This is a genomic window from Corallococcus terminator (genome assembly GCF_003611635.1).
GTDB lineage: Bacteria > Myxococcota > Myxococcia > Myxococcales > Myxococcaceae > Corallococcus > Corallococcus terminator.
Genome location: NZ_RAVZ01000183.1, coordinates 1 through 19,232 on the forward strand (window position 1 = coordinate 1; position 19,232 = coordinate 19,232).

At 70.0% G+C, this 19,232-nt stretch carries 13 protein-coding genes; 7 read left to right on the top strand and 6 right to left on the bottom strand.

Annotation, left to right across the window (positions count from 1 at the left end; genetic code table 11):
• The 3 genes from D7V88_RS24305 to D7V88_RS24315 all read left to right on the top strand — a co-directional run.
• Nucleotides 1-1,810: AAA family ATPase (locus D7V88_RS24305; RefSeq protein ID WP_147448847.1), on the top strand; the 1,810-nt coding region annotated here is incomplete at its 5' end.
• Nucleotides 1,811-1,905: 95 nt separating this feature from the next.
• Complete coding sequence (locus D7V88_RS24310) at nucleotides 1,906-2,772, top strand: Rossmann-like and DUF2520 domain-containing protein (RefSeq protein ID WP_120543036.1); 867 nt, start codon at nucleotides 1,906-1,908, stop codon at nucleotides 2,770-2,772.
• 118 nt (nucleotides 2,773-2,890) lie between these two features.
• The gene (locus D7V88_RS24315; RefSeq protein ID WP_120543037.1) at nucleotides 2,891-3,148 is read left to right on the top strand and encodes a hypothetical protein; all 258 of its coding nucleotides are present in this window, start codon (nucleotides 2,891-2,893) and stop codon (nucleotides 3,146-3,148) included.
• A gap of 120 nt (nucleotides 3,149-3,268) precedes the next feature.
• Here the strand turns inward: D7V88_RS24315 and D7V88_RS24320 are convergent, their stop codons facing one another.
• Entirely contained in the window at nucleotides 3,269-4,591 is a 1,323-nt protein-coding gene (locus tag D7V88_RS24320; protein ID WP_120543038.1) for a hypothetical protein, read from the bottom strand.
• Nucleotides 4,592-4,680: 89 nt separating this feature from the next.
• On the opposite strand from D7V88_RS24320, the gene D7V88_RS24325 reads away from it, so the two are divergent.
• Nucleotides 4,681-7,875 (top strand): hypothetical protein, encoded by a 3,195-nt coding sequence (locus D7V88_RS24325; RefSeq protein ID WP_120543046.1) that lies wholly within the window; start codon nucleotides 4,681-4,683, stop codon nucleotides 7,873-7,875.
• 1 nt (nucleotide 7,876) lies between these two features.
• Here the strand turns inward: D7V88_RS24325 and nadD are convergent, their stop codons facing one another.
• The 5 genes from nadD to D7V88_RS24350 all read right to left on the bottom strand — a co-directional run bounded on the left by nadD (nucleotide 7,877) and on the right by D7V88_RS24350 (nucleotide 12,638).
• A complete protein-coding gene (gene nadD, locus D7V88_RS24330) occupies nucleotides 7,877-8,449 on the bottom strand; it encodes a nicotinate (nicotinamide) nucleotide adenylyltransferase (protein ID WP_279636070.1) in 573 nt (190 codons plus the stop codon).
• 10 nt (nucleotides 8,450-8,459) lie between these two features.
• On the bottom strand, nucleotides 8,460-9,137 hold the full coding sequence (locus tag D7V88_RS24335; protein ID WP_120543040.1) for a hypothetical protein: 678 nt from the start codon (nucleotides 9,135-9,137) through the stop codon (nucleotides 8,460-8,462).
• 7 nt (nucleotides 9,138-9,144) lie between these two features.
• Entirely contained in the window at nucleotides 9,145-10,335 is a 1,191-nt protein-coding gene (locus tag D7V88_RS24340) for an exo-beta-N-acetylmuramidase NamZ family protein (protein WP_120543047.1), read from the bottom strand.
• 47 nt (nucleotides 10,336-10,382) lie between these two features.
• Nucleotides 10,383-11,813 carry an adenylate/guanylate cyclase domain-containing protein gene (locus tag D7V88_RS24345; RefSeq protein WP_120543041.1) on the bottom strand — a complete coding sequence of 477 codons (1,431 nt, stop codon included), beginning with the start codon at nucleotides 11,811-11,813 and terminating at the stop codon, nucleotides 10,383-10,385.
• Nucleotides 11,814-11,891: 78 nt separating this feature from the next.
• A complete protein-coding gene (locus tag D7V88_RS24350; protein WP_120543042.1) occupies nucleotides 11,892-12,638 on the bottom strand; it encodes a tetratricopeptide repeat protein in 747 nt (248 codons plus the stop codon).
• A 75-nt stretch (nucleotides 12,639-12,713) separates the two neighbouring features.
• Between D7V88_RS24350 and D7V88_RS24355 the strand changes: the two genes are divergently transcribed.
• The 3 genes from D7V88_RS24355 to D7V88_RS24365 all read left to right on the top strand — a co-directional run.
• Complete coding sequence (locus tag D7V88_RS24355) at nucleotides 12,714-15,119, top strand: endonuclease MutS2 (RefSeq protein WP_120543043.1); 2,406 nt, start codon at nucleotides 12,714-12,716, stop codon at nucleotides 15,117-15,119.
• Nucleotides 15,120-15,237: 118 nt separating this feature from the next.
• Nucleotides 15,238-17,478, top strand: coding sequence for a putative metal-binding motif-containing protein (locus D7V88_RS24360; protein WP_120543044.1), 2,241 nt, complete (start codon nucleotides 15,238-15,240; stop codon nucleotides 17,476-17,478).
• Nucleotides 17,479-17,606: 128 nt separating this feature from the next.
• The coding region (locus D7V88_RS24365; RefSeq protein ID WP_120543045.1) for a MopE-related protein at nucleotides 17,607-19,232 on the top strand (1,626 nt) is incomplete at its 3' end.

Below are 19,232 nucleotides of genomic sequence, written 5' to 3' on the forward strand. Positions count from 1 at the left end.
GGCGAAGGGCGGAGCGCTGACGCTGGATGCCAAGGCGTTCCCGATGCTCACCTCCATGGGCCGCAACCTGAGCCAGGCGGCGCGCGAGGGGAAGCTGGACCCGGTGGTCGGCCGTGCGCGGGAGGTCGAGGAGGTCATCGACATCCTGGGCAAGCGCCGCACGAACAACCCCTGCCTGCTGGGCGAGCCCGGCGTGGGCAAGACGGCGGTGGTCGAGGGCGTGGCGCAGCGCCTGCTGGGCCTGAGGGGCACGCTGGCGGAGAAGATCCTCGTGGAGCTGGACATGGCCACGCTGGTCGCCGGCACGCAGTTGCGCGGCTCCTTCTCCGAGAAGCTCAACGCGCTGAAGGAGGAGGTGCGGCGGGCCGAGGGGCGCGTGGTGGTGTTCATCGACGAAATCCACACGCTGGTGGGCGCGGGCTCCACGGGCGAGGGCCCGCAGGACGCGGCCAACGAGCTGAAGACGGCGATGGCGCGCGGCGAGTTCCCCTGCATCGGCGCGACGACGCATGACGAGTACCGCAAGTTCATCGCGGCGGACCCGGCGCTGGAGCGGCGCTTCACGTCGGTGACGGTGAACGAGCCGTCGGTGCCGGAGACGGTGGAGATCCTCAAGGGCATCATCGGGCGCTACGAGGAGCACCACGCGCTGCACTACCTGCCGGAAGCGCTGGAGGCGGCCGCGTCGCTGGCGAGCCGCTACGTGACGGACCGGTTCATGCCGGACAAGGCCATCAGCGTGGTGGACCTGGCGGGCAGCCGCTGCCACCGCGAGGGCAAGCACCGGGTGGACGCGGCGGACGTGGCGCGGGTGGTGGCGAAGCTGGCGGGGGTGCCGGAAGAGCGCCTGCTGATGAACGACTCGGCGCGCCTCTTGCGGCTGGAGGACGACCTCGCGCAGCGCGTGATTGGCCACTCGGAGGCCGTTGGCCGCATCGCGCGGGTCATCCGGCGCAACTACGCGGGCTTCGCGTCGCGCCGTCCCATGGGCAGCTTCCTCTTCCTGGGCCCCACGGGCGTGGGCAAGACGGAGATGGCGCGGGCGCTGGCGGAGGTGCTGTTCGGCAACCGGGACGCGCTGGTGCGCCTGGACATGAGCGAGATGTCCGAAGCCCACGGTGTGTCGCGCCTCATCGGTTCGCCCGCGGGCTACGTGGGCTTCGGTGAGGGCGGGCAGCTCACGGAGCCGGTGCGCCGCCGCCCGTCGTCGGTGGTGGTGCTGGATGAGATCGAGAAGGCGCACCGCGAGGTGCAGATGCTGTTGCTCCAGGTGCTGGAGGAGGGCCGGCTGACGGACGGCAAGGGCCGCCACATCGACTTCTCGAACACGGTCATCGTGATGACCACGAACCTGGGCGCGGACGCGTTCTCGCGCACGGGCCGGGCGGTGGGCTTCGGCGCGGCGGACGCGGCGGCGGGCAACGCGCTGGACCTGGCGTCGGACACCGCGCGCAAGGCGCTGCCCCCGGAGTTGTGGAACCGCATCGATGAGCGGCTGCCGTTCCGTCCGCTGGTGGAGCTGGAGGTGGCGAAGATCGCCACGCTCATCCTCGCGGAGAGCAGCAAGCGGCTCGCGACGGAGCGCGGCATCGTCTACACGGCGGGCGCGGACGTGGTGGGGCACCTGCTGAAGTCGGGCGGCTTCGACCCGCTGCTCGGCGCGCGGCCGATGCGTCAGGTGGTACAGCGGCTGGTGGAAGGCCCGCTGGCGGAGCGCATCCTCGCCGGTGAGTTCGGAGCGGGAGACCGCGTGCGCGTGGCGGTGCAGGCCGGACAGCTCCTGTTCGCCCGGGACGCCGCCGGACGGTGACGCAGCGAGTCCGGCAGGGACGCGCGGGTGACGGGGCGGACAGTTCCGCTCCGGCGCGCACGGGACGCGCCCTGACGAAGAAGCAGCGGGTCGGGATGGCTCCGACCCACAAGGGACAGCCCACGGTGAAGGCGAAGCGCGTTCCGGTCATCATCGTCGGTGCCGGACGCCTGGGTGGCGCGCTCGCGCTCGCGCTCCAGGCGAAGCGCTGGCCCGTGCGCGTGTACTCGCGCGATGACACCGGCCGCGAGCGCACCCGGGCCCTGGGCCTGAAGCCCGCCACCCCCGCCGACCTGAAGAAGGCGCGCGTCTGCGTGCTCTGCGTTCCGGACGCGGCCGTGCCCACGGTGTCGCAGGCCCTGTCAGCGGAGCTGCCGCGCACGGTGGCGCTGGTGCACACCGCGGGGGCCCTGCCGCTCTCCGCGCTGACGACCCAGCGGGGCCGGACGGTGGGTTCGTTCCATCCGCTGTGCGCCGTGTCCTCCGCGCGCGACGCACTGGAGGGCCACACAGCCGCCATCAGCACGCGCTCCCCTGCCCTTCGCGCGCTGCTCCAGCGCATGGCGGAGGACGTGGGCTTCGCGGTGATTGATGTGCCGGAGGCGCACCGGGCCGCCTACCACGCGGGCGCGGTGCTGAGCGCCGGAGGTCTGGTGGCGCTGGCGGACGCGGCGGTGGGCGCGCTGGGGGCCGCGGGCATCGACCCCGAAGCGGCGTTGAAGGCGTTGCTGCCGTTGATGCGCTCCGCGCTGCGGGGCCTGGAGGCACGCGGGCGCTCGGGTGGGCTCACCGGCCCCATCGTCCGGGGAGATGCGGGCGTCGTCTCGGCACATCTGAAGGCGCTGCCCGAGGACATCGCTCCGCTCTACGGACAGCTCTCACGACGAGCGCTGCGACTGGCCTCGGACCGGCTGCGCCCGGAACAACGCGCCGAGTTGGAAGCGGTGCTCACGAAACCGTGACGCGGGCACGCAGGACGAAAACTCCCAGAGTGCGTTCCACCCCCTGGAGCCATTGAGCCCCCGTGGCTATCGTCTCGCCCGCTGTCCCCTCCAGCAACACCACGGTGAAGGAGTTCTCATGGTCCTGCGTGCGCTCGCGTTTGCGTCGGTCGTTTCCATCTTCGGCTTGGGCTGTGGCGGAGAGCCGATGCCTGAAGGCTCCGAGGAGATCTCACAGCCCCAGCAGCAATCCTCCGAACTCGCCAGCTCGTGCGAAGCCATCATCGGCAAGTTCTGTCGCCCGGACACCTTCACGGGCTGCACCTGGAGCAATGGCGCCGAAGCCGAGTGCGACTGCCAGTACCCGCCCTTCAACAAGTGGACCTGCTACCAGTAGCACCGGGAGGTCCGCGGATCCGGAGCACCGGACCGCGAGCCACGACTCCTGAGCACCCAGGAGTCGTGTTCCGTCTCGCCGACCCGGGAGTCTTCCCCCGGGCCGGTCCTTCCCCACGAACTACGTGAGGATGATGCGCGAGCCCTGCAGGGCGCGGCGCACGATGGCCAGGGCCTGCTCGGACGCGGCCTCGGCCTCGGTGAGGCGGCGCAGGCAGACGTCGCCGGACACCGACACGGAGCGCTTCAGGTCCGCCAGCAGCGTGAGCGCCGCCTGGAGCATCTCCTTGCCCTGCGGGGACTCCGCGGCCGGCTGGCCCGCGGCCTTGGACACGTGCTCCGTGAAGCGCTGCACCGCGTCCATCGTCGCGTTCGGGTCGTACTTCTCCAGCAGCGGCTTCAGCCGGTCCGGGTTGATGCGGATGAGGCGCAGCGCGCCGACCTTCTGGAAGGCCGGGTGCACCAGGCCGATCTCCGACATCTCGAACGCGCCCAGCAGGCCCTCGTCCGGCGCCCGGTGCGCGTGCGGCACCACGTCCACGAAGAGCGCCAGCGGATCCGCGCCCTGCTTGAAGGCCGCCAGCTCATCCTCGTCCAGCGGCGGGAAGCTCGCGGGCGTGCCGATGAAGAGCAGCGGCAGCACCACGTCGTGCCAGAACTCCTCCGGCGCGGAGCCCGTACCACCCACCGTGGCCACCAGGTGCGTCATCAGCTCCGCCAGACGGGGAGCGCGCTCGGCCTGATCCGCCAGCGTCTTGCCCACTTCCATCCGCTGGAGCGACGTGACGATCTGCCCTTCGAACTGCTGGCGCGCTTCGGGCGGCAGGGGCGGCTGGGTGCGGCCCAGCGCGTCACGCACGTCGCGCGCGAGCACGTCCGTCTTCGTCTCCAACGTCTGCTTCGCCTTGGCCGAATCCACCACGATGAACTGGAGGAAGCCCGGGTCGAACAGGCGCTGGTAGTCCGTGGGCGCCAGTTGCTGCGGCGGGGCGCCCAGCGGCTGCGCGGGGTTGGCGCCAAAGCGCACCTGCCCCAGCGAACGGCGGATGTCGCTGGCCAGGTCGTCCAGTCGCGTCAACTTGCTCTGCGTCAGCGCGTCCATCACCGCCCCGAACGGGGACAGCATGATGATGGCCTGGGGGAAGCCCAGCGACGCGCCTTCCGGGGAGTCGCGGTTGGGGAACCAGAAGGCCTGGTGCTCGGACATGAGGCGCAGCGCGAAGCCGCCCGCGAGGCCCAGCGCCGCGGCCTGGTGCTCCGGCCGGTTCGGGTCGAACTTGCCGCCCAGGAGCTGGAGGACCGTCTTCTCCACGTCCGCCCACGGCGCCTTCACCAGATCGACAGGCTTGCCGTCGGCCTTCTCCAGCGCCGCGGTGAGCTGGAGCTGCGCGTTGTGGACATGCTGCGGAACAGGGAGCGCCTGAGGCTCGGCGGGTTCGGACATGAGAGGGTTCCTGTGAGAGAAGCGACCGCGATCCCTTACCGTGAAAAACGCGTTCGTGGCCACGATTTGTGGCCGCTAGGATGCCCGCCATGTCAGCTTCCAGCGGGTCTGCCCGCCAGCCCGCCCTTCTCGCCTGTCTTCTCTTGCTGACGTCCGGGTGTGCTTTCGTCGCACCCCGCTTCCCGCAGAACGTCCAGGCGTCGTTCGCCCGGGACGACATGCAGAAGCTGACGACGCGGTCGCTGGAGCTGTACTACCCGGCCCACCTGCGGCCCACGGCCCTGCGCATCGCCGCCCGGATGGAGGGCTGCGTGGACCGCCTGCGCACGGAGACGTGGAGCAAGGCCGAGCGCAAGCGGGTCCTCGTCTACCTGACGAGCGCGGACTTCAACAACGCCTACGTCCAGTCGGAGTTCGCCAGCACGCCGCAGCAGATGGTGCTGCCGCAGCACATGACCCTGGAGCAGTTCAACCTGCTGGGGTTGGGCGAGACGGACATTGGCGACGTGGCGTGTCACGAGTCCGTCCACTACGTGCAGATGCAGCAGGTGGGCGGCCTCTGGAACGTGCTCAACACCCTGAGCGGTGGCCTCTTCCAGCCCAACATCTTCACCGAGTCCTGGTTCCTGGAGGGTCTGGCCACCTACTACGAGGGTCGGTTGGGCAAGAACACCGGCCGTCCCCACAGCCCCGTGTGGCGCGGCTGGTGGGAGGGCGCGGTGCAGGCCCGGCGCGGGGAGCTCAACGCGGGCTACCTGTCCCCCGAACACCGCGCGCTGGAGCCGTTTGGCGGCAACTACCTGAGCGGCATGCACTTCGTGGAGTACCTGGCCAGGACCCATGGCGAGAAGCGCCTGTGGAAGCTGGTGGAGGAACAGGGCAACTCCATCATCCCGCCCATCGCCGTGACGCTGCGGTTCAAGCGCGTGTACGGCAAGGACATCGGCTCGCTCTTCAGCGAGTACGAAGCAAGCCTCCAGAAGAACCTCCAGGTGCGCGAGCGCCCCGCCACGCAGCAGGTGTTGGTGAAGGACGCGGGCTACTTCTCCCGGCTCGCCTCGAACCCGAACGACGGCAGCACGGCGCTCCTGAGCGTGGGCCGCGAGCAGATCACCCACCTCACCGTGCGCGAGCGCGACGGCCGCGAGCGCTTCAGCCGGGCGCTGGTGCAGTTGCTGCCGGGACGCAAGTGGGTGCTGGCCAGCCCGTCGCTCGCCAGCGGCATGACCTTCAGCCGCGACGGCGCCTGGCTGTACCTGGTCAGCGCGGACGTGGACACGGTGGGCAGCTACACGGCGAAGCTGTGGCGCGTCGATGCGCGCACGGGCGACGTCGTGAGGCTGTGGGATGGCCTGGAGGGCATGGGCGGAGACATCAGCGAGGACGGCAGGAGCTACGTGTTCGTGCAGGTGCGCGGCGACGCGGCCAACCTCGTGCGGCTGGACCTGGAGTCGGGCCAGCAGGAGCGGCTGACGGACTTCCAGGCGCACACGGCCCTGGGCCCTCCCGCGACGTCGCCCGAGGGACGGCGTCAGGTGTTCCCCCTGTCCGGCAAGGACGGTTGGGATCTGGTGCTGCGCGAGCCGGACGGTTCCCTGCGCTGGCTCACGCGCGACGGGCTCTTCAACTATTCGCCCCGGTGGCTGGACGCGGATCACCTCGCCTTCCTGCGCGAGCACGAGGGCCGCCTCCAGGTCCACGTGATGACGGTGTCCACCCGGCGCATCGCCCGTGTCACCGACGCGCCCCACCTCACGATGGACGTGGCGCCCATCGGAGGGGACTCGGTCGCGTTCATCAACCGCGACGGCACGAACCTCACCGTGGACAGCGCGCCTCTCACCGAAGCCCTGGCGGAGCTGCGCACGCCCCCCGTGACCGTGGCCGAGGCGAACACGCCGCCGCACGACGCGGACCCTGCGTCCCCTTCGACCAGCTCCCCCACCGCGCCCGGCCCAGATGCAGCGAACGCGAGCGCGGTCCCTCCTCCGTCAGGCGCCCCCGCATCGGATGATCCGGGGGGCTTCGCAGACTTTCCCGGACAGACCCCGGACAACCTCTCGCCCACCGCGCCAGAAGCCCTCACGCAGGCGCCCATCGACACGCCGGTGGCCCCTCCGCCGCCGCTGACGTCCGACCCCGACAGCGACGTGAACGGCCCCGTGGTGCCACCGGCCGTCGTGGGCCGCGACGTGGACGTGCTGACGGATGAGCCCTACTCCACGCTGGAGGGCTTCCTCGTCCCGAACTACCGGGTGCCGTACTTCTACACCGTGCCCAACGACATCGACGGGGAGGACCCGTACCTCGCCGCGGGCCTGGCCATCGCGGGACAGGACCGGCTGGGCTTCCACGCGTACTCGCTGCTGCTGACGTACGACACGAAGGAGGAGCAGCCCAGCGTGTCGTTCGCGTACGGCAACGCGCAGTTGTCGCCCGTCTACCTCCAGGTCTCCGCGTCGCGCCTCCGTGAAAACAACCGCACCGACCTCCAGGCCACGGCGTTCGCGTCGCGCACGTTCTGGACGACGCCGGTGCAGTTCGGCGTGATCGCGTTGGACCGCCGCTTCGATGCCACCGACCGCCGGCCCCAGCTCACCACGCGCCTCATCGGTCCGGAGGCCGCCGTGTCCTATTTCGCGGGCGAGGGTACGTCCTACGGCGGCACCCAGCGCGGCCTGGGCCTGTCGCTCAGCGGCGCCGTCTACCCGAAGGCCTTCTCACGCGACTCCACCGTGGGCGACGTGCGCCTGGGCGCGGAGGGCCTCACGGGCGGACTGCCCTTCACCGGCAAGGACAACCTCCAGCTCTCCGCCGTGGCCCGCTTCCTGCCCGGCGCACCCGACGGCCTGCTGGAAGTGGGCGGCATCCTTCCGGGCCAGGCCTTCTTCACCAGCCGCGACAGCACGGATGAAGGTTCGCTGCCCCTCCAGCTCCAGCCGGGCCTCGCGTTCAGCGAATACCTGCGCGGCTACGAGGACTACACCTTCCGAGCGCGCAACGTGCTCATCGCCAACGCGCGCTACCGTTACCGCTTCATCGTGGACTACGGCTGGGCCTCCACGCTGTGGCTCTTGCCGTCGCTCTTCGTCAGCCAGTTCGAACTGGAGGGCTTCGGCACGCTCGCGCGCACGGACAACCGGAACAACCACGGGGCGGTGGGCGGCTCCGCCACGCTGCGGCTCACCGTGGGACAGGCCTACGCCTTCGCGTTCTTCTACCAGTACGCACGCCGCTTCAACGACGGCCTGGGCGACCTGCACCTCATCGGCGCGAGCTTCTGAGTCACTCCGCCTGGAAGCGCGGGACGGCCAGCCCGAACAGGCCCGCCTCGCGCGCCACCTTGAGCACGCCGGCCGGAACCAGCTCCGAAGGCTCCATGCCGCGCGCAAGCTGCTCGCGCACCTGCGTGGAGGACACCTCCGCCAGGGGAGGCCCCACCGTGTTCGGCGCCGGATAGCCCGCGCGGTAGAGCACCAGCACGCGCGCCATCTGCTGGATGCGATCGAAGTCCTTCCAGTGCGGCAGGTCCCTCAGGATGTCGCTGCCGATGATCAGCGAGAAGTCGATGTCCGGGTGACGCGCCACCAGGAACTCCAGCGTATCCACGGTGCGACCGCCGCCGCCCACCTCGCGCTCCACCTGGCTCGTCTGGAGCCAGCCGGACGTCTCCTGGCAGAGCGCGTCGCACATGCGCACGCGCTGCTCGAAGGACTCCAGTTGCTTGCCGAACGGATGGTGGAACGTGGGCATCAACCAGACGGCCTCCACGCCCTGGGTCGCATGCACGTAGGTGGCCGCCATCAGGTGGCCCACGTGTGGCGGGTTGAACGAGCCTCCGAGCAGCGCGACCTTCACGGCGAGCCTCTTATTTGACGGTGAGCTTCGTCGAACGCGAATCGACCTGGAGCACCTGCGGCGGCAACACCAGGTGCCCATCCAGCCGGAACGCGGAGAAGCTCAGGTTGCGCTCCGCCTTCTCCAACAGGCCGCACGTCTGTTCCGCCGCGCCCACCAGCCGGCCCGGCGTCACGAAGTAGCGCGGACCAATCTGCACCACCTTGGGCTCCGCCTCCTTGCCGTGGATGAACACCAGCGCGTTGAGCAGGTCGTCGCGCACCAGGTCGTTCTTGTCGTGCACCACGCAGCAGAGCGTGTCCCCCACCAGGTCCATGGCCTTGTTGGCCACGGCAGGGTCGCGGTACGCCAGCGAGTCGCGCTCCGGCACGCGCACGAAGCGCTCCATGACGAGCCGCCGGTCGTCCTCCGACGCCACGTCCGCGGGCGCCTCGCCATACGCGGGCGTGCGTGGCTTGCTGCCCTCCTGGGGCGCCACCAGCCACTGCGTCACGTCCGCCAGGAAGTCCGTATCGGAGTACTCGCGCCCGCCCCGGCTCTTCTGGCGGCGCCAGAGCACCCACTCATCCAGGTCCGTGTAGCGCCCACCGACGAAGAGGAAGCGCCGCGCGCCCTTGGCCCGCAGCAGCTCATAGGCCGCGTCGAAGGCACCCAGGTCGCCATGCGTATCGGAGAAGACGCCAATCACGTGGAGGTCACCGCCGCACAGCGTACAGCAGGGCGGGCTCCCGGTGCTTCCGGAAGGCCTCCGTCTGGAGGGCGAACCCCTCCAGCATCCGGTCCAGGCTCCACCCCTCCTCGATGCCACGACGCACCTGGTCGGTGCCGCACAAGAGGTCGAACGCGGGCACGTCCTCCACGAACTCGTACGCGTCCGCCCGCCAGTCGAAGTGCTGGGGGCCAATGTCGTGCAGGGCCTGGAAGATGGCGATGCCCGTGCGCAGCGGCTGGAAGGCGTGCCGGTCCGTGACGTGGATGAACGCCCCACTGCACGACTCGCCTTTGTACTTGTCGAACGTGGGGGTGAAGCCCACCGGCCGGAAGGCCACGCCCGGCAGGCGCTCCTTGTCCAGGCGCGCGAGCAGCGCGTCGGTGTCCACCCACGGCGCGCCAAACTGTTCGAACGGGCGGCAGGTGCCGCGCCCCTCGGACACGTTGGTGCCTTCACCCAGGCACATGCCCGGGTACACGAGCGCCGTGTCCGCGGTGGGCATGTTGGGCGACGGCGGCAGGAACGGCAGCCCCGTGTCGCTCCAGTGCATGTCGCGCGTCCAGCCCTCGCACTGCACCACCGTGAGGTCGCAGCCGAAGCCCTCCTGCGAATTGAACAGCCGCGCCAGCTCCCCCGCCGTCATGCCGTGGCGGTTGGGCAGCGCGTACAGGCCCACGAAGGAGCGGAAGCGCTCGCCCACGAGGTTGCCTTCCAGCGTCACCCCGTCCAGCGGGTTGGGCCGGTCCAACACGTAGAAGGGCACGCGCGCCCGGGCGGCGGCCTTCATCGCCAGCGCCATGGTGTAGACGTAGGTGTAGTAGCGGCTGCCCACGTCCTGGATGTCGAACACCAGCGCGTCCAGGCCCTTGAGCCACTCCGGGCGCGGCGAGAGCGATTCGAAGGTGGAGCCATAGAGGCTGTACACGGGCACGCCGGTGCGCCGGTCGCGCGCCTCGTCCACGGCCACCATGTACTGGGCCTCGCCCCGGATGCCGTGCTCCGGGCCGAAGAGCGCCGCCAGCGTCACGCCGTCGGTGCCCGCGAGCAGGTCCGCCAGGTGGCGGAAGCGCGAGTCCACGCTGGTGGGGTTGACGATGGCGCCCACGCGCTTGCCCTTGAGCGCGGAAAAGCCCTGCGCGGCCCACACATCCAGTCCCGTCTTCACCTTCGTCACGGTCATCGCCTCGTCCCGTCCCACGCGCGTCGCGGGGCCGGGGGAATTCAGTTGGCGTCCAGGCGCTTGAGCGCGCTTTCAGCGGCCTTCTTCGAATCGCAGTTGGACTTGAAGAAGTTCCCGGAGGCGCGGCCGTCGTCGTCGCCTCCACTTTCGGCCAGGGTCTCCAGCGTGCTTCGCGCGTCCTCGAGCTTCAGCTCCGCCGCCGTCCTCACCGCGGCGACCCGCGTCCAGCAGTTCTCGTGCTCCAGCAGGGTGACGACGCGCGACACGGCGTCGTCATTCCCCTTCTTCGCCGCCTGGCTGTAGTCCCCCATCGCGCCCGCCACGTTGCCCTGGGCCTCCGAGAGCCGTCCGGACAGGTACAGGCGCCGCCCCGCGTCCTTCTCCGAGTCGATGTACTTCTGCGCTTCGTTGGAGCGCCGGGTCTTCTCCATCCCCGCCGTGCCTTCCACCGCGGTGATGGCGCGCATCGGGGCGCCCCGGACCCACAGCACCGCAACGAGTCCCAGCAGCAGCACGCCCACCGCCGCCGCCAGCATCGTCCACTTCTTGCGCTGCTCGGGCGTCATCTGGGCATGGGCTTCACGCCCCCGGGCCCAGAGGGCGCTGCCCGCCGTGTGCGCCTGGCGTCCCAGCACCGAGGCCTTCTGTCCGACGACCACCGCGCCCTCCGCCGCGCGCTGCCCCAGCACCACCGCGCCGCCCGCGGCCTTCTGCCCCAACACCACCGCGCCGCTCGCCGCCTTCTGCCCCAGCACCACCGCGCCACCCGCCGCGCGCTGACCCAATTGCGCCGCGCCCTGCCCGAACTGCGCCGCGCCCTCCGCCGCGCGATGCCCCAGGGCACTCAAGTCCATGCCCTCCTCGGACACGCGTGACAGGGCCAGGTTGCCGAACGGCGGCAGCGCTGCGGCCTCCTCTTCGGACACCACCAGGCCCGGCGAGGGCGCCTCCACGCGGTAGGGGGCGCGCGGCACGCGGAAGACGCGAATCTTCCCGGGGATGCCCTTCAATTCGAAGGCACCCACCTCCTGCGACGGCACCTCCGCCTTGTTCATGGCCAGGTAGACGGCCTCGGTGAAGAAGACCTCGTCCGCGTCGGTGATGCCCTCCACGCGGGCGGCGATGTTCACCGGCTCGCCGAAGATGTCATTGGCCTCCACCCGCACCTCGCCCACGTTGACGGCGACGCGCACGTGGAGCTGGTCATCCGGCAGGAGCAGGCGGTTGTGGTGCCAGAGCTGATCCTGGATGGCGATGCCACTCAGGACGGCCTGGGTGGGCGATTCGAAGGTGACGAGGAACGCGTCGCCAATGGTTTTGATGATGCGTCCACCGAACGCGCGGAACAGCGGCGCGAGCAACGCCTCATGCACCTGGAGCAGCCGCTGGTTCTCTTCCAGCGTCTGCCGACTGGTGCGTTCGGTGAAGCCCTTGATGTCGGTGAAGACGATGGCGAGGTTGGCGGTCTTCAAGGCGGGCGCAGTGTATGCAGCGCGTCGCGCGAAGCAATCGCCACGGCCCGTCCATCCAAAGCTGAACCTACCGAGTCGTCAGCGCTTCGAAGGTTTGAGCACCCGCATGGAGCGCTTCTCCGGGGCCGCGAGCTGCGCCCTCACCTTCGCGGCGAGTTGGGGCCTGGCCGTCCGGTCGTAGAACGCGGCCAGCGTGCGGAGGACGCCCGGACTGGTCGGCTGGGCATCGCGCGCGGCCAGGAACTCCCGCTCCGCGTCCAGCACCCGCCCCTGCTTCTCCAGCACCGCCGCAAGCTGCAGGCGCACCTGCACCCACGCGGGCTTGGACTTGGACAGGGGCCGGTAGTGCAGCTCCGCCTTGAGCCAGTCCCCCACCTGGGCCCAGAGGCCCGCGAGCCGGAAGCGAGCATCGTCATAGGACGGGCGCAGGCCCACCGCCTTCTCATAGGCGCGGATGGCGTCGAAGGGGGCGCTTCTCTCCTCCAGGAGTTGTCCCCGGAGGAAATGCACCCGGGGGTTCTCCGGGGCCTCGCGCCAGGCCGCGTCCAGGTGCGCCTGGGCCCGGTCCAGTTCCGGGGCGCTCCCCGCCTTGAGCAGCAGCCGTGCGGCCTCCAGCCGGGGCAGCTCCCACCGGGGCTGGGAGAGCACCAGTTGCTCCAGGGCGGCCAGGGCCCCCGCGTCGTTCCCGGCCGTCTCCAGGGCCAGGGCGTCCGTGAGCGGGCCAGGCGTCGCCGGAGCCACGGGGGCCGCCGGAGCTGTCAGGACCGGAGGAGCCGGCGCGTCGGAGGCGCCCGTCAGCAACGCCGCCACGAGTACCCACATCATGCCCGGCAGATAGCAGAGCCAGGTGGGCCACCTCAACACTTCCCCTTGACGGACACCCGGCCGCGCATGAAACCCATGACCGTGCAGATCTCCCAAAGAACGCTGGAAGACCTTGGTTTCTCGGAAGTGCTCCGCGCCCTGACGCAGCGCTGTCGCACGGAGCCAGGAAGGGAGCGGGTGCTTGCCCGCCCGTTCCATGACACCGAGGCGGAGGTCACCGAAGCGCTGGCCCTCGTCGAAGAGGCCCGCTTCCTCTCGCAGCAGCAGTTCTCCATGCCCCTGGGCGGCGTGACGGACCTGCGCACCGCCGTGGGCCACGCGGAGAAAGGCGGCATCCTGGAGCCCCGCCAGCTCATCGACGCGGCCCAGTTGCTCTTCGCCTTCGCCAGGACGCGGGAAGCGCTGGACGAGCGCAGGGAGAAGATCCCCCGGCTGGTGGAGATCTCCCGGCGCCTGCCCTTCCTGGAGGCGATGGCGCGCCGGCTGGACCAGTGTTTTGAACCGGACGGAGAGATCTCCGACCGCGCCAGTCCGGAGCTCAAGGAAGCCCGCGACAGGGCGCGCGGCCTGCACCGGCGCATCAAGACGCGCCTGGATGAGCTGCTGCACGACGAGGCGTTCATCCCGAAGCTGCGGGAGAACTACTACACGCTGCGCAACGGGCGGTACGTGGTGCCGGTGGTGTCCAACTACCGCTCGGAGGTGGACGGCATCGTCCACAACGCCAGCCAGACGGGGCAGACGCTCTTCATGGAGCCCCAGGCGATGGTGGGCCTGGGCAACGACCTGGCCATCGCGCAGTCGGAGGTGTCGGAGGAGGAGCGCCGGGTGCTCCAGGAGCTGAGCCAGCTCGTGGGCCGTGAGTCCTCGCGCATCCTGGAGGGCCTGGAGGCGGTGGCGGAGCTGGACGAGGTGGAGGCCATCGCCATCCTCTCCGCGGACCTGGACGCCACCACGCCCACCTTCGTGGACGTGACGGAGTTGCAGCTTCGCGGCCTGCGCCACCCGCGCCTCGTGCTCAAGGGCACGGAGGTGGTGTCCAACGACGTGGCGCTGACGGGCGGAGCGCGGGCGCTGGTGGTGTCCGGCCCCAACGCGGGCGGCAAGACGGTGACGCTGACGGGCGTGGGGCTGTGTGCGCTGATGCTGCGCGCGGGCCTGCCGGTACCGGTGGCGGAAGGGTCGCGGATGCCGCTGTACCGCTCCGTGCACTCCACCGTGGGCGACGCGCAGGACCTGACGCAGGGCCTGTCCACGTTCAGCGCCCACGTCACGCTGCTGCGCGACATCCTGGCGGTGGTGGGCCAGGACTCGCTGGTGCTCATCGACGAGATCGCGGCGGACACGGATCCGCGCGAGGGCGCGGCCATCGCCATCGCGGTGCTGGAGGAGCTGTTGGGCAAGGGCGCGTATGCGCTCGTCACCACGCACCTGGAGGAGCTCAAGGCGCTGGCGCACATGGATCCGCGCTTCCTCAACGCGCGCGTGGGCTTCGACTCCAAGCGGATGGCGCCCACGTACCGGTTGCAGATGGGCGCGGCCGGCCAGTCGTCCGCCATCGACATGGCGGCGCGCGTGGGCCTGCCCTCGAGCGTGTGCGAGCGCGCGCGGGAGCTGTCGCTCAACGCGGGCGGACCGCTCACCAAGGCGCTGGCGGCGGCCGAGGACGAACGGCGCAAGCTCTACGAGGAGCTGGAGAAGGCGCGCATCGCCGCGAAGGAAGCCGAAGCGCTGCGCGCGGAGCTGGAGAAGCAGAAGGTGACCTTCGAGCGTGAGCGCAAGGGCCGGATGATGCAGTTCAACGAGGACGTGCACACGGCCAGCGAGCACGCCGCCCAGGAGGTGCGCGACCTCTTGACGAAGCTGCGCTCCGAGCAGAACGAGAAGGCGCTCTCCGAGGCGCGCATGCAGTTGCAGCAGCGCGCGGACGAAGCGCTGAAGCGCGCTGCGGCGGCCAAGGCGGAGCTGTTCCAGGTGGAGGCGCCGGGCCCCGCGAACCTCAAGGTGGGCGCGTGGGTGCACCACTCGGGACTGGGCCGGGATGTGGAAATCCTGGAGCTGACGGACGGCCAGGCGGTGGTGTCCGCGGGCGGCGCGCTGAAGATGCGGGTGGCCACGACGGAGCTGTCCGGCTCACGCGGCCGCAAGCCCCAGCAGACGAAGTTCCCGGATCGCCAGAAGGGAGAGGCGGCCCTCAAGCGCGCGGCCTCCGCGGCGCCCGCGCAGGTGGACGCCACGAACTTCCGCTGCGATGTGCGCGGCATGCGCGCCGACGACGCGCTGTCGCAGTTGGAGTCGTTCCTGGACCAGGGCCTGCGCCGGGGCGAGGAGGCCGCGTTGATCATCCACGGCCACGGCACCGGAGCGCTCAAGCAGGCCATCCGAGACCACCTGGCTGCGTCGCCCTACATCCGCATGTTCCGCCCCGGCGAGGGCCATGAGGGTGGAGACGGCGTGACCGTGGTCGCACTGCGAGGCTGACGGACGCACCTCAGGGAGTCGGGGTCCACCGGGCCCCGCTCCCTGTCGTCGGCAGCGGCCACCCTACCCTCCGTGGCGGCATTCGGAGGGCGGCGGGGTGTTGAGTACACTCCGGGCCATGTATCGGCTCTGCCTGCTGGGATGTGTGTTGCTGCTGGGCGCCTGTCGCGAGACCGTCCCTGAAGAGGGCGCGCTCCGCGTCACCGTGAAGTACAGCGAGTCCTATCCCCCGGCCTGCGTGCGCGTCGAAGTCCAGGATGCCCGGGGCCACAAGGAAGGGACGGACATCCCCAAGAACCAGTTCCAGGAGCGCGCGGAGCGGGAGCTCCGGGTCGCGGTGCTCCGCAAGGCGGAATGGGACCCGGCGCTGAGCATCACGGTGTCGTCGTTCGACAAGAGCGAAGCGGGCCGCTGCTCCGGCAACGAGGTGGAGCGGCGCGCCAGCGAGCAGCCGGTGCCCGTGCTTCCGAAGAAGTTCTCCCAGTGGGACATCCAGCTCATGGCGGCGGATGTGGATGGCGATGAGCACCTCGCGGGGGCCACGTGGGACAGGCCCCCCGACTGCGACGACACGAAGCCGAACATCCACCCAGGCGCGAGCGAGTCATGCAGCGCCACCGAGGACCTGAACTGCAACACGTTGATTGGCTGCCAGGAATCCGTGTGCCGGGGCATGGCTTGCGATGACGGCAACGCCTGTACGCAAGGGGACCACTGCGAGGGAGAAGGAAGGGAAGGCAGATGTCTGCCCGCGACCACCACCCAGTGCCCCCAGCCGAGCAGTCTCTGCGAAGCACCCAAGACGTGCCAGCCCACCACGGGCCTGTGCGAACCGGGTGTGGCCCCTCCAGACGGGACGGACTGCAACGACAACAATCCCTGCACGCTCGGGGATAGATGCAGCGCCGGGGCCTGTACGGGCGCCGAAAAGCAGTGCCCCACGGTCACTGCCGCCTGCCGGGAAAGTGGAGGCACGTGCAACCGGACTTCGGGAAGCTGCGAGTACAAGCCCCTGCCGAACACGACGGACTGTGATGACGCGCTGACGTGCACCACACCCGACAAATGCGATGGGAACGGGGCCTGTGCGGGCACCCCCACCGCCTGCGTGGCCCCGCTCCAGTGCTTCCGGATCGCGCAGGTCTGCACCACCGCCGCGGACTGCCGGTACGAAGTGGACCCCGCGAAGCTCAACACGCCGTGCACCGCTTCGACGGGGGCGCAGGGCGTTTGCATGCCAGACGGCGCGTGCAGCCTCTTCCCCTACCCGACCTCCAACTTCGATCCGAGCGCCATCGCCGCGTCCGACATCCAGGGGCTCAGGACCACCGGCAACGTGACCTTCAACTCCGACACGCTGACGTGGGCCCCCGCCGGAAGCGTGCAGAACTCCAGCCAGCTCAAATACGTGATCATCACCCAGGGAGCCGGCGTGACGAATGCGGTCCTGCTCCCAGTGGCGACCCTGGATCTGGGGGGCTCACTGACGCTCGTGGGCGCGCGCCCCGTCATCCTGGCCGTCTTCGGGGATGCGAATGTGAACCAGGCCATCTTCGTCAATAGCACCACGGCGGTGCCCGGCGCGGGCGCCAACCAGGAATGCGGCAGCTCGGCTGGGGCGCCCGGGCAGTTCGCCAACCGGAAGGGCGGAGGTGGTGGAGGTGGTGGTACCGGCACCGCAGGCAAGGAGGGCGGTCGGGGCTACGACAACGGTGGCTTGCCGGGCGCAGGCGGTTTCGCACGGGGCTCCGGGCCGGTCCCCCTTATCGGAGGCTGCCCGGGCGGGGACGGCGCCGGCCAGGGTGCTGCGACAGCAGGCAAGGGGGGCGCGGGGGGCGGTGCCTTCCAGATTTCGGCCGCGCGCACCCTGACCGTCTCCAGGCGGATCTCCGTCAGTGGCCGTGGCGGAGGCGGAGGCCTGGGCAGATCCAACGCGGGAGCGGCCGGAGGCGGCGGCGGCGGCAGCGGAGGCCGCGTGGTGCTGGAAGCCTTCCAGGTGACCCTGACCGATGATGCCCGGCTCACGGCCAACGGCGGCGGCGGCGGCGAGGCCGGAACGGCGAAGAACAATGACAGCGGGGATGGCACAGGTGGTGCCAATGGCGCCGACGACCAGAGCACCCCGGCGGCGGGCGGGCAGAGCGACATCACAAGCTCTGGTGACGGCGGCGCGGGCGGCGCGGGCACGACCCCGCCTCAAACGGGAAGTAATGGCGGACTCGTGAACGGCTACGAAGGCGGTGGCGGCGGTGGTGGTGGCGCCGTCGGCGCCATTTATCTGCGGAGCGTCCAGAGCTGCTCGACGGCCGGTGGAGCCCTGATCAGTCCGCCCGCGACCGGCGGCTGCCAGACTCTCTGAACCAGGATTGGAGGCAACCCGGGAGCCGGGGTCCCAGCGGCCCCGCTCCCTGTCAGTAGCACCCCACTCGCTCACTCCTTCGCGACATGATTCGGAGGGAGGAAACGTATTGGATACAGTGCCGCGCCATGTATCGGCTCTGCCTGTTGGGATGTGTGTTGCTGCTGGGTGCCTGCCGCGAGACGGCCCCCGAAGAGGGCGCGCTCCGCGTCACCGTGAAGTACGGCACCTATCGTCCTGCGTGCGTGCGCGTCGCGGTCCAGGACACGCAGGGGCATGCGGAGGGAACGGACATCCCGTCGAGCCAGTTCAAGGATCCCGATGCACGCGAGCTTCGGATCGCCGTGCTCCGCAGAGCCGAATGGGACCGTGAACTGACTGTGACGGTGTCCTCGTTCGACGCCGTCGCGGCAGACCGGTGCGACGGAGATGCAGTGGAGACACGTGGCAGCGGGGGGACCGTGTCCGTACTCCCAAAGCAGTTCGCCCTCTGGGAGGTCCGGCTTGAGACCGAGGACACAGATGGCGACGGGCACCTCGTGGGCGCCATGTGGACGAAGGAGCCCGACTGCGATGATCAGGAGTCTTCCATCCATCCCGGCGCAATCGAAGCGTGCGGATCCACGGTCGACTTGAACTGTAACAAGCGCATCGGCTGTCAGGAGTCCGGTTGTGCCTCCAAGCCGTGCGATGACGGCAATGCCTGCACGACGGGCGACTACTGCGACGGAGAAGGCATCACGGCGAAATGCCTCCCCGCCACGACGAAACAATGCCCCGTCCCGAGCGGCATCTGCGACGCGAAGCAGGCGTGCCAGCCCACCACGGGACTCTGCGCGCCAATCGAGTCCACCGAGGGGAGGGATTGCCGGGATGCCAGCGACAAGTGCACGACCAGCGCCACGTGCGACGCCACGGGGAAGTGCGTGGCCACCCAGCGCGACTGCACCTCGACCGCCCAGTGCCTGGAAAGCAAGGGCACCTGCAATTCGGCCTCGGGCCTCTGTGACTTCACCCCGCGTCCGAACACGGAGTCCTGCAGCGACGGACTGAATTGCACCGGCCCGGACCGGTGCAACGGAAGTGGGGCCTGCGAGGGCGCGCCCGGCAACTGCGAGCCGCCGCCCTGCCATCAGCTCAAGCAGGCCTGCACGGCGAGCACCGAGTGCGAATACGAGGTGGCACTCAACGCGGACTGCAACACGGGAAGTGGAATCCCCGGCGTGTGCCTGGCGGATGCCACCTGCAGCCCCTTCCCCTACAAGCCCCTCAACTTCGACCCGAACACGATCGCGAACGCGGACATCGGAGAGCTCAAGACCAACGCGGATGTGGTCTTCGACACCCAGAATTCGACCTGGAATCCCGCGTCCGCGGTCACCACCCTGGGGACACTCAAGTACATCTCGACTCCACAAGGCGCCGGCAATCCGGAGGCCCTCCTCATTCCGGTACGCACCCTGGAGCTGGGAGGGACGCTTCGAATCACGGGCCCTCGTCCTGTCATCCTGGCCGTCTTCGGTGAAGCGACGGTGAGCCAGTCCATCCTGGCGACGAGCAGCATCGAGAACGGCAACGCAGCGTGTGGCTCGTCCCATGGAGGGCCCGGAATCTTCACCGATACAACGGGCGGCGGCGGCGGCGGCGGCGGTAACAACACCGATGGCAAGGACGGCGGCGGCGGTTTCGACGACGGCGCGATCCAGGGCCGTGGTGGCCTCAGTCGGCCCACCTCGCCCGAGCCGCTCCTGGGG